Origin of the sequence: Stenotrophomonas maltophilia group sp. RY12688 (assembly GCF_052149045.1) — a bacterium.
GTDB lineage: Bacteria > Pseudomonadota > Gammaproteobacteria > Xanthomonadales > Xanthomonadaceae > Stenotrophomonas > Stenotrophomonas sepilia.
Map to the genome: position 1 here is coordinate 1,432,870 of NZ_CP197389.1, position 13,093 is coordinate 1,445,962.

A 13,093-nucleotide genomic window follows, 5' to 3' on the forward strand; every position below is an offset into this window, starting at 1 on the left:
CAAGCGTGCTGATCGTGGGCGTTGGCCGGGGCTAGAACCTGAACACCACGGTTGCCGCATGCAGCAGCAGGCCGATCAACCCGCCCACCAGGGTGCCGTTGAAGCGGATGAACTGCAGGTCGCGACCCACACTCAGTTCCAGTTGCTCGACCAGGTGCCGCTCGTCCCAGCCCTTCACGGTCTGCGCGATATGCGTGGTCACGCCCTCGCGCAGGCGGCCGGTCAGGCGCTGCGCACCTTCCAGCAGGTGCTGGTTGAGGGCCTCGCGCAGGGCCGGGTCGGCCTGCAGGCTGCTGCCCAGCGACGCCAGGCTGCGCCGCAGGTGTCCGACCAGCGCCGAGTCTTCGCGTTGCAGGTCGGCGCGCAGGCTGGCATGGATACGCGCCCACAGCCCCTGCACGTAGTCCTGCAGGGCGGGGTGGTCGATCATGTCCTGCTTGAGCTGTTCGATGCGCTCAGCCAGCGCCGGGTCTTCGCGCAGGCGCTGCACGTAGTTCTGCAGCCAGGTCTCGTAGTCCTGGCGCAGCGGATGCTGCGGCTCGGCCAGCACCTGTTGCAGTTCTTCCAGTACCGCCCGCGCCAGGCGTTCGGCCAGGCTGTCGCCGATCTCGTCGATTGGCTTGACCCAGTTCACCGTGCTCGACAGCGTCGGCCATTCGCGCTGGATGTAGCGCACGATCAGCTGCGAGGCGCGCTCCTTCACCTCCGGCTGCTCCAGCCAGCGTCCCAGGCGCTGCAGGCCCTCGTCCAGCACGCGCTGGTGGCGGCCATCGGCGGTCAGCAGGGCCAGCAGTTCACCGGCGGTGGCAGCAGCGTTCCACTGCCGCAGCTGCTGCACCACGAAGGCATGCAGTTGCCGCCGCACCGCGGTTTCGTCGAAGAAATCCAGTGCCTGCAGCGCCCAGCCGCGGGCCATGTCGGCCAGCATCCGCGAGCGTGCCGGGTCGGCCAGCCAGCTACCGAGACGACTGGCCGGATCGAACACCTGCAGCTTGGCCAGCAGCACACCCGGTTCCAGGAACTGGTCGCGCACGAACAGCGCCAGGCTGTCGCCGATGCGTTCCTTGCTGCGCGGGATGATCGCGGTGTGCGGAATCGGTAGGCCCATTGGCCGCCGGAACAGCGCAACGACTGCGAACCAGTCGGCCAGCGCGCCGACCGCAGCAGCCTCGCAGAAGGCCGAAACCCAGGCCCAGATGCCGCGTTCGCCGTGCCAATGGCTGACCGCGAATCCGGCCAGCATCAACAGCAGCAGGCCCAGTGCGAGGGCTTTCAGGCGCCGCAGCTGGGCGCGGCGCGGATCGTGGGCAGGCGTCATGCCGGAAGTCTAACCGGCACGGCATGAGCATCTGGTAGTGCCGGCCGCTGGCCGGCATCTTCAGTTCACCCGATACCTTCATGGGGTTGCCGGCCAGCGGCCGGCACTACCTGCTTGCGCAGCGCGGCCAGCTGCACGCGCAGGGTGTCGTTCTCGCGGGTCAACGCGACCACGCGGCGGCGCAGGGCCGGGGCATCCTCGCCCAGCTGTTCCAGTGCCAACAGTACCTCGGCGTCGCGGCTGGCGATCTCGTCCTCGCTGGGCTCCTCGAAGTCCATCTCGGCCGCGTCCGGCTTCGGCGCGCGCGGCTTGCGCTTGGATTCGCGCACGCGCTTGGCCGCCTGCTTCAGCTCATCCTTGCCGCCGGCGGCGGCGGCGCGTTGCTCCTCTTCGGGCAGATCGGCCACGGCTGCGGCGGCGCTGATCGAGATCACGCCGGCCTTCACTGCCTCCACCACTTCGGGTGCAGCCTGGGCATGGATGCGCTCGATCATGCCGACCTGGCTGGTACTCAGCTTGGCTTCGCGGGCCAGTTCGGCGCGGCTGAGCTTCGGTGCCGGCTCCCACGGCGGGCTGTCCTCGCCCGCCTCATCGGCAATCTCGGCGGTACCGTCGCTCTCGCGCTGCAGCTGCGCCTGCTCGACCTGCTTGCGGGCGGCCAGGATGTCGCGCTTGCGCAGCGCCAGCACGCCGCGCTGGAAATCGGACACGCTGCGACGGCCCAGATGCTGCTCGATCATCCACAGGTGAACGTCTTCCATGCTCTGGAAGCGCGTGTTCTGCACGGTGTTGAAGGGCAGGCCATGCTTCTGGCAGATGCCGAAACGGTTGTGACCATCGACCAGCACATTACCCCACAGCACCAGCGCATCGCGGCAGCCTTCGGCCAGGATGCTGCGCTCCAGCGCGTCATGTTCGTCCGCGGTCAGCGGGTCGATGTAGGCCTTGAGTTCTTCTTTGACGACGATATCCATGGGCACGGCAACGAGCAGGAGCGGAACCGCCCATTGTACCCGCTCGCCACCACCGGCCCGGGCTCAGGCGGTGGCCCCGATCATCTCGCCCAGCGTGCCGGTGATCTGGTCGATCTGTGCCTTGTCCACGATCAGCGGCGGCGACAGCGCGATGATGTCACCGGTACAGCGCACCAGCAGCCGGCCGTCGTGGAAGCAGCGCCGGAACACCTCGTAGCCGCGGCTGCCAGGTGCATCGCGGCGCGGCGCCAGCTCGACCGCGCCGACCAGGCCGAAGTTGCGGATGTCGATCACGTTGGGCAGGCCCTGCAGCGCGTGCAGCCGTTCCTGCCAGTACTCGCCCAGTTCGATGGCGCGCTCGAACAGGCGCTCCTCGGCGTAGACGTCCAGTGTTGCCAGCGCTGCGGCGCAGGCCAGCGGGTGTCCCGAGTAGGTATAGCCGTGGAACAGCTCAATGGCCTGTGGCGGGGCCTGCATCAGCGTGGCATGCACGGCGTCGCTGGCCAGCATGCCGCCCAGCGGCACCGCGCCGTTGCTGACCGCCTTGGCAAAGGTCAGCAGGTCCGGGGTGACCCCGAAGCGCTGTGCGGCGAAGGGCATGCCGACCCGGCCGAAACCGGTGATGACCTCATCGAACACCAGCAGGATGCCGTGGTGGTCGCACAATTCGCGCAGGCGCTGCAGGTATCCGGGCGCGGGCAGGATCACCCCGGCGGAGCCGGCGATGGGTTCGACGAAGACGGCGGCAATCGTCGAGGCGTCATGCAGCGCGATCAGCCGTTCCAGGTCGTCGGCCAGCTCCGCGCCCTGGCGCGGCAGGCCCTTGCTGAACGCGTTGCGCTGCAGGTCCAGGGTGTGGCGCAGATAGTCCACGCCCCCCAGTTGCAGGCCGAACGCCCTGCGGTTGTTGGGCAGACCGCCCAGCGCCATGCCACCGAAACCGACGCCGTGATAGGCCTTCTCGCGGCTGATGAAGCGCGTGCGCTGGCCCTCGCCACGCTGGCGGTGGTAAGCCAGCACGATCTTCATCGCGGTATCCACCGCCTCCGAGCCGGAGCTGGTGAAGAACACATGGTTGAGCGGGGCCGGAGCCAGTGCGGCCAGCCGCTGTGCCAGCGCGAAGGCCGGCGGCGAGCCCATCTGGAAAGCGGGTGAGTAGTCGAGCGTGCGTGCCTGCCCGGCGATGGCCTCGACGATGCGCGGTCGCGCGTGGCCGGCGTTGCAGCACCACAGGCCGGCGGTGCCGTCGAGGATCTGTCGGCCATCGATGTCTTCGTAGTGCATGCCTTCGGCGCGGACCAGTATGCGTGGTGCCGCCTTGTACTGGCGGTTGGCGGTGAATGGCATCCAGTAAGCGTCCAGTGACTCGGGGCGCTGTGTGGTCAGGTCGTGCAGGTCGCTTCCGGGACGCTTCATGCCAGCTCCGTCGGGTCCGATGCGACGAATGTAGCGCAGCCACGTCACGGCGGAGTCGCGGTGACCCAGGTATAACCAAGGCTCGTAGAATGCTGGAGCTTCCCATGGCCGATTTTCCCGACCGCAGCCATTGGCAGGCACTGGCCCTCCAGCTGTCGATGCCAGGCCAGGCCTTCATCGATGGCCGCTATGTCGATGCAGCCAGCGGCGCCCGTTTCGACTGCGTCAGCCCGATCGACGGTCGCGTACTGGGGGCGGTCGCCGACTGCGACGCACAGGACGTGGAGCGCGCGGTACTGGCCGCGCGGCGCAGCTTCGAGGCCGGCCACTGGTCGCAGGCCAGCCCGGCCCAGCGAAAGCGCGTACTGTTGGCGCTGGCGGCATTGGTCGAAACGCATGCCGACGAGCTGGCCCTGCTGGAAACCCTGGACATGGGCAAGCCGGTGCGTGATGCGCGCCGCATCGACCTGCCAGGCGCGGTGCGCTGCCTGCGCTGGACCGCCGAGGCCGTGGACAAGCTGTACGGCGAGATCGCGCCGACCGGCCCGCACGAACTGGGACTGGTCACGCGCGAGGCCGCCGGGGTCGTGGCCGCGATCGTTCCGTGGAACTTTCCGCTGCTGATGGCCTGCTGGAAGATCGCGCCTGCATTGGCCATGGGCAACTCGGTGGTGCTCAAGCCGTCCGAGCGCTCGCCCTTGAGTGCGTTGCGGCTGGCGGCGCTGGCCGCCTAAGCGGGCCTGCCAGAGGGCGTGCTGAACGTGCTGCCGGGGCACGGTGCGCGCGTCGGTGAGCCGTTGGCCCTGCACATGGATGTGGACGTGCTCGCCTTCACCGGCTCCACGGCCACGGGCGCGAAGCTGCTGCAGTGTTCAGGGCGATCCAACCTCAAGCGGGTCTGGCTGGAGTGTGGCGGCAAGAGCCCGCATGTGGTGTTCGCCGACGCCCCTGATCTGGACGCCGCCGCGAAGGCGGTGGCACAGGGTATCTTCTTCAACCAGGGCGAGGTCTGTACCGCAGGTTCGCGGCTCCTGGTACAGCGTTCGATCCGCGAGGATTTCGTGCATCAGGTGGTTGCCTATGGCCAGCACATGCACCCCCGCCATCCATTGGACCCCGATGCGCCGATGGGCGCGCTGGTGGATGCCGCGCACCTGGACAAGGTGATGGACGATATCGCGCGCGCCGAAGGCGAGGGTGCCCGGTTGCTGCTGGGTGGGCGGCGCGCCGAAGTGGAAGCCGGCGGCAGCTTCGTCCAGCCCACCGTGTTCGACCAGGTGCGCCCGGAGCAGGCACTGGCGCGCGAGGAAGTGTTCGGGCCGGTGCTGGCTGTGCTTGGTTTCGAAGACGAGGCCGAAGCGGTGCGCGTGGCCAATGACAGCCGCTACGGCCTGGCCGCCGGCCTGTGGACACGGAACCTGGGGCGAGCCCACCGCGTCGCGCGCCAGCTGCGTGCCGGCAGCATCTGGGTGAACGGCTGGGATGGCGGCGACATGACCGCTCCGTTCGGGGGCTACAAGCAGTCCGGCAACGGGCGCGACAAATCGCTGCATGCGTTCGACAAGTACAGCGAGATCAAGGCCACCTGGATGCAGCTGTAGCGACGCGATTGCTGGACGGCTGTTCGCTCTCTGTAGAGTCGAGCGATGCTCGACTGCCGTTCGTTCTTGTAGAGCCGAGCCATGCTCGGCTGCATCTCGCGAAGAACCGTCGAGCATGGCTCGACGTTACAGGAGGCGCCTGCCCCCTCGTCGGCATCGGTGTCGGCTGAAACCATCGTGCCGTACCGCCGCCAGCCCGTGGCAGAATCGGTCGATCTGCCATTTCCCGTGTTGCCGATGTCCTCGATCACCGCTGCCGCGCCGCCCGTGAATTCCCCCCGTCGTGTTCTGCTGGCCAGCCTGATCGGTACCACGATCGAGTTCTTCGACTTCTACATCTACGCCACGGCCGCGGTGCTGGTGTTCCCGCACCTGTTCTTCCCGGACAGCAGCGAACAGGCAGCCCTGCTGCAGTCGCTGGCAACCTTCGCGGTGGCCTTCATCGCACGCCCGGTTGGCTCGGCAGTGTTCGGCCATTTCGGCGATCGCATCGGCCGCAAGGCCACCCTGGTGGCTGCGCTGCTGACCATGGGGCTGTCCACGGTGCTGATCGGCCTGCTGCCGACGCACGCGCAGATCGGTCTGTGGGCGCCGGCGCTTCTGGCGCTGTGCCGTTTCGGCCAGGGCCTGGGTCTGGGCGGCGAGTGGGGCGGGGCAGTGCTGCTGGCCACCGAGAACGCACCGCCGGGCAAGCGTGCCTGGTACGGCATGTTCCCGCAGCTGGGTGCACCGCTCGGCTTCCTGCTGTCGGCCGGCATCTTCCTGGTGCTGGGCCGTTGCCTGAGCCAGGCCGACTTCCTGCAATGGGGCTGGCGCATTCCGTTCGTGGCCAGCGCGCTGCTGGTCGGCCTCGGCCTGTGGGTGCGGCTGAACATCCACGAGACCCCCGACTTCAAGCAGGCGCTGGAGCGCAAGGCGCCGGTGCGGCTGCCGATGTGGACGGTGCTGCGTGACCACCCGGTGCCGATGCTGCTGGGTACCCTGGGCGCGTTCGCCACCTTCGTGCTGTTCTACCTGATGACCGTGTTCAGCCTCGGCCATGGCACGGCGGTGCTGGGTTACAGCCGCGAGCAGTTCCTGCTGATGCAGATGGCCGGCATGCTGTTCTTCGCGCTGGGCATCCCGCTGTCGGCGCGCTATGGCGACCGCTGGGGGACGCGCCGCACGATGATCGTGGCCAGCGTGCTGATCATCGGTTTCGGCGTGCTGTTCGCGCCGCTGTTCCAGCCGCACAGCCCGTGGATGGTCACCGCCTTCCTGTGCCTGGGCCTGTTCCTGATGGGCCTGACCTATGGTCCCTGCGGTACCTTCCTGGCCGAGATCTACCCGGTGGAGGTGCGCTACACCGGCGCATCGCTGTCATTCAACCTGGCCGGCATTCTGGGTGCGGCACCGGCGCCGTACCTGGCCACCTGGCTGGCCGAACGCTTCGGTCTGGTCGCGGTCGGCTACTACCTGTGCCTGACTGCGGCAGCGACGCTGTGCGCGCTGGTGGCACTGCACCGGCGCGCGCTGCGGTTCAGCCAAAGAAGCGCTTGAGCGTGCGTCCCAGCCAGCCACCGCCCTGGTGCTCGCGGGTGAACTGGTTCAGGTGTGCCTTGACCTGTTCGGCATAGGCCTGATCATCGCCGCGGATGTGGTTGAACAACCAGCGCGAGAGCATCGTGCGCAGTTCATCGCTGATGTCCTCGCCGGCCTGGAAGCGCAGCCGGTACTCGGCCACACGCTTGATGAAGATCTCATGCACGCGCTTGTGCGCGGCACAGAACGGGTAGCCCGCTTCCTCCATCAGCTCTTCCTCGAACGCGAAGTGCGACATGGTGTAGTCGACCACCTCGTCGATCACTTCACCCACTGCCGCGCGCTGCAGGCTGGACTGGGCCACGTGCAGGTGGTTGAGCATCTCGATGATGCGGCGGTGTTGTTGGTCGATCACATCGATGCCGATGTTCAGATCGTCCTGCCAGACCAGTAGTGCCATCCCCGGCTCCCCTCCATGCGTATGTCGGGGCCGACTGTAGAGCTGTCGTGCGGGAACGGCGTTGATCTGGATCAAAGCGAGCCGGTCAGGTCAGCGCAGGCTCGCGTGGACGCAGCGGGCTGGCCACCGTGGTGCAGCTGACCCGATTGCGGCCACCGGCCTTGGCCAGGTACAGCTGGCGGTCGGCCTCGGAGATCAGCCGGTGCAGCGCATCGCGCTGCGGGCGCAGGCAGCACAGGCCGATGCTGACCGTCATGCGCAGGGTAGCGGTGCCGATGTCCACCTCCAGTGCGGCGATGCGCTGGCGCAGCTCCTCGAAGTACAGCAGCGCCTCGTCCTGTTCCATGTCTGGCACCAGCAGGCAGAACTCCTCGCCGCCGAAGCGCGCGATCAGGTCGTGGCTGCGTGCATGCGCGGTCACCGCGCCGGCCACCGCGCGCAGCGCGTCGTCGCCCGCTTCGTGGCCATGGGTGTCGTTGATGTGCTTGAAGTGGTCGATGTCGATCATCGCCACCGCCACGCATTGGCCGTGCAGCTGCAGCTGCGGCAGCTGACGCTGGCTCTGCTCCAGGAAGAAGCGTCGGTTGGGCAGGCCGGTGAGGAAATCGCGGGTGGCCAGGTCCTGCAGGGTGCCGATCAGCTCCAGCTGGTCCACGTTCTGCGAGACGCGGCAGAAGAACTCCTCGCGCGAGAACGGCTTGCGCAGGAAATCGTTGGCGCCGTTCTTCAGGAAGCGCGGGATCAATGAGGCGTCGGTATTGCCGGAGATGCCGATCACCGCCACCTTGTCGCGCGAGCGCAGGGTGCGGAGGCGACGGGTGAATTCCACGCCTTGCATGCCGGGCATTTCCTGGTCGACCACCGCCAGGCGGATCGCCGGATGCGCCTCGATTGCAGCCAGGCCCTCGTTGCCGTCGGCGGCTTCGTGCACCTCATGCCCATACATCCGCAGCAGGGCGGCGGCATAGCCACGCGCGGACGGCGAATCGTCCACCACCAGCGCGGCGATGCGTCGGTTGCGTTCCAGCCGCTGCACCAGCCACACCAGGTAGTCGATGCTGCCCGGGGTGTTCTTCAGCACGTAGTCGATGATCTGCTGCTGTAGTACGCGCTTGCGCAGGTCCTCGTCGTAAACGCCGCTGACCACCACCGTCGGCAGGTCGCGCTTGAGGAAGAACTCGACCACCGCATCGCGGTCGCCGTCGGCCAGCACCAGTCCGGTCAGCACCAGGAACCAGCCCCCGCCTTCGCTGAGCAGCCGGTCGGCCTCGGCCAGGGTGGAGGCGATCACCACCGGCAGTTCCAGGCGCTGCTCGATGGCTTCGCGCAGCATGCCGGTGAACGCACGGGAGTTTTCGACCAGCAGGATCCGCTGCGGCAGCGGATCGGCCAGGTCGCCATCGACGGCGGCCTGCGGCAGCACGGGCATGATGCGGTGGCTCACGAGGGAGGGGCTCGGCACGGATAGCGGCGGTTTCGGGCGCAACTTTAGCGGAGCAGCGTGCCCTGCGCGTCGTTCCCGGTCAGGCAGGCGATGCGAATGCCGCCGCTGTACCCGCAATCGATTCGTGCAGGACGAGCCGGAGCCGGTTGCTACGGCAATGCACCGTGCCGCCGTAGGCCATTATCCGGCCGGCCAGACGCTCGGTGGCTTGCTGAACGGTCCGGTTCGACAGCGTGCAACCACGGTCAAGCAGGCCCACAACCACCACGATGCCGCGGCGTTCGCCAGCCTGGCCGCTCCGGGCGCGCACGCTGACCTGTCCCGATTCCAGCTCCAGCAGCAGCGACACCGCCTCGATCAGCGAGCGATAGATGGCGAGTTGCAGGTCCACCGTCAGCAAGCAGGGGTTGCCCTCCAGCCGGGGCGGAATCACGCGATGGGAGTTGTTCCAGGTCTCGCATGCGCCGCCAACCCGAAGCGCGATATACAGCCCAACCTGCTCCAGCCCCGTGGGGTAGACCAGACTGGCCTGTTCACGGAACAGCCGCGAGTGCACGGATGAGGCGTGCTGCAGGCTGTTGGCCACGGCATGATGCCCCTGCGCCTTCAGCCAGCTGACCATCTCGCCGAGCGAGCTGTCCATGCCTTCGCCGAGTTGCTTGAGATGGGAGGCGCGCTCGCGAAGCTCACGCTCACGGGTCTGATGCGAACTGCGTGCCAAGCGCAATGTGGTTTCCTCAGCCAGTCCACGGGACCGTGCACGCTCATGGTGATAGCTGATGCTGGATCCCAGTGCGAGCAGTGCGACACTCATCACGGCCATGTTCTGCTGGGTGGCGAAGGTGCCCAGGTCGAACGAGGACGGTAGGCCGGTGCTGGGTGTGGCGAAATGGAGTGGAAGGTTCAACAGCGGAATCGCGATGGCAGCGCCACGCCACCCATGCATGAAGGTCAGGGCGATCGCTGGGAGGGAGGACAGCAGCACCAGGTGGGTGCGTGTGGTGTGGGCGCTGATGGCCGTCAGCTGCATGCACAGGCCCAGGACCAGCATCACCAGGATGGCCGTGACCGTAGGCGCAGCAAAGCGGCGCGTCCAATTGGGATCCGCGTGTCGTCGCGACCAGAGGAATGCCAACGGCACGAGGGTGATGATGGCGGCGAAGTGGCCAAAGATCGTGCGATCAACTGCGCTAAGCAGGTTGCTGGGCGGCGGGTTCGACCACAGAGCAAATGAAATGCCCATATTGAGAGCCGGGACGAACAATGCCGTGCAGAAGGTCAGCGACAGCAGCCAGAGGCCGGTGGCGGACTCTGATGGCATTCTCATGCGATGCAAGTAGACCACCAGCATCGCCAGCGGCATCAGCAGAGTCGAGGCCAGGATGACCCAGACCAGGCCGTAGCTATCGATCATGGGGATGCGCAGGGTTGCGAAGTACGCGTACTCCCCAAGCAGCAGGTAGGGCCACAGGCGGGTCGGGACGATCAGTAGTGCCGCTGCCCGGATGCCCGCAGGCAGGAAGAACTGATCCAGCGAGAACTGACGGGAGGCAAGGCAGCTCAGGGCGTAGACGGCCGCGAGTGCGATTCCGACGGGTCGGATCCGGAAGCTCAGTTCAATCGATTCTTTGAATCGCTCCAAGCCCGCGTCTCCCGTCTCCCGGCCAATGATGACTGGCCACTTCCGAAGACATTATCGACAGTTGGAGAAGGGCGCAATCGAGGTGCGTGGCCTCCCTTTGCGCTGCAATTGGCGGCTTCCTGTGCTTCGTGGCCCTACACGCCCGGCAGTGCGGCGGCATAGCCACCAACGGACGGTTAATCTTCCACAATCAGCGCGCCCACGGTTCGATCACGTTTTAGCCGTTGCACCAGGCACATTGGGCAGTTGATGCTGTCCGCTGTGTTCCCCATCACACAATCGACGATGTCCTGCAGTTACACGCGCTTGTCCAGGTCCTTGTCTCAGATGCCACTGACCTGCACCGTGGCGGGTTTCGATGCAGGTATTGGCGATTTCGGACGCAGCATCGGCGTGGCATGGGTTTGCATCGATCCAGTGGATTATGTCCCATGGGCACTACGGAGTCCGCCCGGTATATGCTGATGCGATTGGCGGTAGCATCCTTCTTGATCCGTATTGCATCCAACCTGGAGGTTAGTGTGAGAAGTTTCCGAATTCATGCATTTGCTGGTGCATTGATGTTGGCGCCGGTATCCGTTTTTGCTTTTGCCCCGGGTGACGACCATGGAATCAAGATGGCCGGCCAAGGACTCGGCCAGTCGATTCCGCAGGCACAAGACCTGAGCGTGGATCCCGGCTGGTTGGTCTATGGGTTCGAGCGCGATGGCATGGACTATTTCCAGGTAAACGATCTCGCAGGGCACGTGCACATCGTGATCGGCAATGCTGCGGGCACGTTCTGGGTGCTGCCGGCAGGTGACCCATCTGCGAGGGTGTCGTTGCCGGAGCAGCGCCTGCCTGTTCCCGCAAAAGCCACCAGAACGGTTGTCTATCGGTCTTCCGCATTCACGCTGGTCAGATATGCTGGCGGAGCTGATGTGTTGTGGGCGGTAGAGGCACCCTGATACTGCCTGTTGCCGGGATATCGGCGAGCTTGAGTGTCGGGCTGCATGGGCACCCGGATGTTCGCCGGGTGCCCATGACGCCCTTGGCCAGGGGATGAGCGGGACGCTTATGCGATTCCGCTGCTTTGGTTCGCTCCGGCCGCTTGACTGTGAAATGCACTACTGCAGCGCAGAGGGTGCGGGGCAGCTGTACTGCGATGGAGCGCTGGGCACTGCCTCAAGTTTTGATTCACGGTCGAGGAACAGAATCCTGACCCGGTTGCCATAGCAGTCAACGGTCCCGTCATAGGGCAGGGTTCGCCCGGACAGCCGCTCGAACGCTGCCATGGTTGTCTGCTGGGAAAGGCGCCGACGCGACTCCAGCAGCGACACGACCATGAGGATTCCGCGCCTGGAACCCATTCCGCCGCACCTTGCACGAATGCGAATCTGGCCACCTTCATGCTTGAGAAGAATGGAGACCGCATCAATGAGTGTTCGGTAAGCGGCCAACTGCAGTTCCACGCTCAGGTTGCAGGGGTCGCCCTTCAGATCCGGGCGGAGAACGCGCTCCGTCAGCTTCCATGACTCACGGATGCCGCCAGCCTGCAAAGCCACGTAAAGCCCAAGATGCTCCAGGCCCGAGGGATAGACCATGCTTGTCTGTTCGCGAAAGAGCCGCGAATGTACATTTGAGGTATGCAGAAGGCTGCTGGCCACTGCGTGATGTCCCTGGGCCTTGAGCCAGTCGGCCAGCTCAACCAGCGACGTATCAATGCCGTCGCCGAGCTTGCGAAGGTGCAGGGCACGCTCACGCAGCTCCATCTCGCTGGCCAATTGCGAGCTCCTCGCAAGATGGATGGCGTCCCTTTCCCCCATCTCGCGCAGCCTGTAACGATGGTAGAAGTGGGTGATGCGTGATCCGAGCAACAGCAATACGATGCCGCTGATCGCCATGATCTGCTGGGTGATGAAGGCCGCTGGATCGAATGCGGTTGGATGTGTGTTGGGCGTGGTCAGGCCGATGACCATGTTGAGCACCGGCACTGCAAGGGCGGCACCCTTCCAGCCATACAGGCAGGTAAGTGCGGCCGCGGGGAGTGCCAACAGCAGCAGGAGCGTTGCCTTCAGCGCAACCCAGTCTGCGGGCAGTTGAGTTGCTGCTATCCCGATCAGCAGCATCAACGAAAGTGCCGCCAGCATCGGGGTCTTTCGTCCAGCGTTCCACTCCTGCCCCACGTCCTGTCGCGCCCACAGCATGGCGATGGGGGCCACCGTCAGAATGCCGATGAAGTCGCCCACGCTGTAACGCGCCGCATTGGTCAGGAAGGGCGTGGAAGGGGGTGTTGGCCAGAGCAGATGGGAAAAGCTGAGGTTCAGCAGAGTAATAACGACGCTGGAAGCGGCGGCAATCAACAAGAGGCCGATCGTCTGCGACTCCGCCATCAGTCGCCGTTGCAGCTTCACAATCAACATCACTGCGGGCATGAGGAACGCGGAGGCAACAATGACCCATGTCAGGCCGTACTTCTCGATCATTGGCACGCGGGACTGTGCAAAGTACGCATATTCGCCCAGCAGCAGATAAGGCCACAGGCGCGGCGGGCACAACAGTACGGCCGCCACCCGGATGCCGGCTGGCAAATAGAACTGATCCAGCGACAGCTGTCGGGTTGCCCAATAGGCAACTGCATAAAGCAAGGCAAGCATCAGGCCAGCCGGACGAATGCGCACCTTCAGCAACAATCCTTCTTTCCACCAGTCCAATCGCACGTCCCCCTCTCCTACGTG

General features: G+C 65.7%; 9 protein-coding genes and 1 pseudogene. 3 read left to right on the forward strand and 7 right to left on the reverse strand.

Annotated elements, in window-relative coordinates; all coding sequences use genetic code 11:
- Positions 1–31: 31 nt before the first annotated feature.
- The 3 genes from ACS0OT_RS06605 to ACS0OT_RS06615 all read right to left on the reverse strand — a co-directional run bounded on the left by ACS0OT_RS06605 (position 32) and on the right by ACS0OT_RS06615 (position 3,708).
- Positions 32–1,318: a DUF445 domain-containing protein gene (locus ACS0OT_RS06605; protein ID WP_065177404.1), complete on the reverse strand. Its 1,287-nt coding sequence runs from the start codon at positions 1,316–1,318 to the stop codon at positions 32–34.
- A 65-nt stretch (positions 1,319–1,383) separates the two neighbouring features.
- Complete coding sequence (locus ACS0OT_RS06610; RefSeq protein ID WP_436403182.1) at positions 1,384–2,292, reverse strand: plasmid replication/partition related protein; 909 nt, start codon at positions 2,290–2,292, stop codon at positions 1,384–1,386.
- Positions 2,293–2,355: 63 nt separating this feature from the next.
- Complete coding sequence (locus tag ACS0OT_RS06615) at positions 2,356–3,708, reverse strand: aspartate aminotransferase family protein (RefSeq protein WP_442256093.1); 1,353 nt, start codon at positions 3,706–3,708, stop codon at positions 2,356–2,358.
- Positions 3,709–3,812: 104 nt separating this feature from the next.
- Here ACS0OT_RS06615 and ACS0OT_RS06620 point away from each other — a divergent pair.
- Both ACS0OT_RS06620 and ACS0OT_RS06625 read left to right on the forward strand, forming a co-directional pair.
- Positions 3,813–5,309 (forward strand): annotated as a pseudogene (locus ACS0OT_RS06620) (aldehyde dehydrogenase).
- Between the two features lie 237 nt (positions 5,310–5,546).
- Positions 5,547–6,848 carry an MFS transporter gene (locus ACS0OT_RS06625; protein ID WP_032954064.1) on the forward strand — a complete coding sequence of 434 codons (1,302 nt, stop codon included), beginning with the start codon at positions 5,547–5,549 and terminating at the stop codon, positions 6,846–6,848.
- Here the strand turns inward: ACS0OT_RS06625 and ACS0OT_RS06630 are convergent.
- The 3 genes from ACS0OT_RS06630 to ACS0OT_RS06640 all read right to left on the reverse strand — a co-directional run bounded on the left by ACS0OT_RS06630 (position 6,829) and on the right by ACS0OT_RS06640 (position 10,376).
- Positions 6,829–7,290, reverse strand: coding sequence for a bacteriohemerythrin (locus tag ACS0OT_RS06630; RefSeq protein ID WP_005415916.1), 462 nt, complete (start codon positions 7,288–7,290; stop codon positions 6,829–6,831). The genes ACS0OT_RS06625 and ACS0OT_RS06630 overlap by 20 nt on opposite strands.
- An 85-nt stretch (positions 7,291–7,375) precedes the next feature.
- Positions 7,376–8,719, reverse strand: a complete 1,344-nt coding sequence (locus ACS0OT_RS06635; protein ID WP_049416322.1) for a diguanylate cyclase — start codon at positions 8,717–8,719, stop codon at positions 7,376–7,378.
- A gap of 94 nt (positions 8,720–8,813) precedes the next feature.
- Positions 8,814–10,376 carry an MASE1 domain-containing protein gene (locus tag ACS0OT_RS06640; protein WP_005415918.1) on the reverse strand — a complete coding sequence of 521 codons (1,563 nt, stop codon included), beginning with the start codon at positions 10,374–10,376 and terminating at the stop codon, positions 8,814–8,816.
- A gap of 458 nt (positions 10,377–10,834) precedes the next feature.
- Between ACS0OT_RS06640 and ACS0OT_RS06645 the strand changes: the two genes are divergently transcribed.
- On the forward strand, positions 10,835–11,323 hold the full coding sequence (locus ACS0OT_RS06645) for a hypothetical protein (protein WP_329953677.1): 489 nt from the start codon (positions 10,835–10,837) through the stop codon (positions 11,321–11,323).
- Between the two features lie 159 nt (positions 11,324–11,482).
- Here the strand turns inward: ACS0OT_RS06645 and ACS0OT_RS06650 are convergent, their stop codons facing one another.
- Entirely contained in the window at positions 11,483–13,075 is a 1,593-nt protein-coding gene (locus ACS0OT_RS06650) for an MASE1 domain-containing protein (protein WP_032954066.1), read from the reverse strand.
- Between the last annotated feature and the right edge of the window lie 18 nt (positions 13,076–13,093).

Bases quoted from the DNA above. Each gene is read 5' to 3' on its own strand.
- ACS0OT_RS06605 (WP_065177404.1), bottom strand. From the start codon at position 1,318: ATGACGCCTGCCCACGATCCGCGCCGCGCCCAGCTGCGGCGCCTGAAA.
- ACS0OT_RS06610 (WP_436403182.1), bottom strand. From the start codon at position 2,292: ATGGATATCGTCGTCAAAGAAGAACTCAAGGCCTACATCGACCCGCTG.
- ACS0OT_RS06615 (WP_442256093.1), bottom strand. From the start codon at position 3,708: ATGAAGCGTCCCGGAAGCGACCTGCACGACCTGACCACACAGCGCCCC.
- ACS0OT_RS06625 (WP_032954064.1), top strand. From the start codon at position 5,547: ATGTCCTCGATCACCGCTGCCGCGCCGCCCGTGAATTCCCCCCGTCGT.
- ACS0OT_RS06630 (WP_005415916.1), bottom strand. From the start codon at position 7,290: ATGGCACTACTGGTCTGGCAGGACGATCTGAACATCGGCATCGATGTG.
- ACS0OT_RS06635 (WP_049416322.1), bottom strand. From the start codon at position 8,719: ATGCCCGTGCTGCCGCAGGCCGCCGTCGATGGCGACCTGGCCGATCCG.
- ACS0OT_RS06645 (WP_329953677.1), top strand. From the start codon at position 10,835: ATGCTGATGCGATTGGCGGTAGCATCCTTCTTGATCCGTATTGCATCC.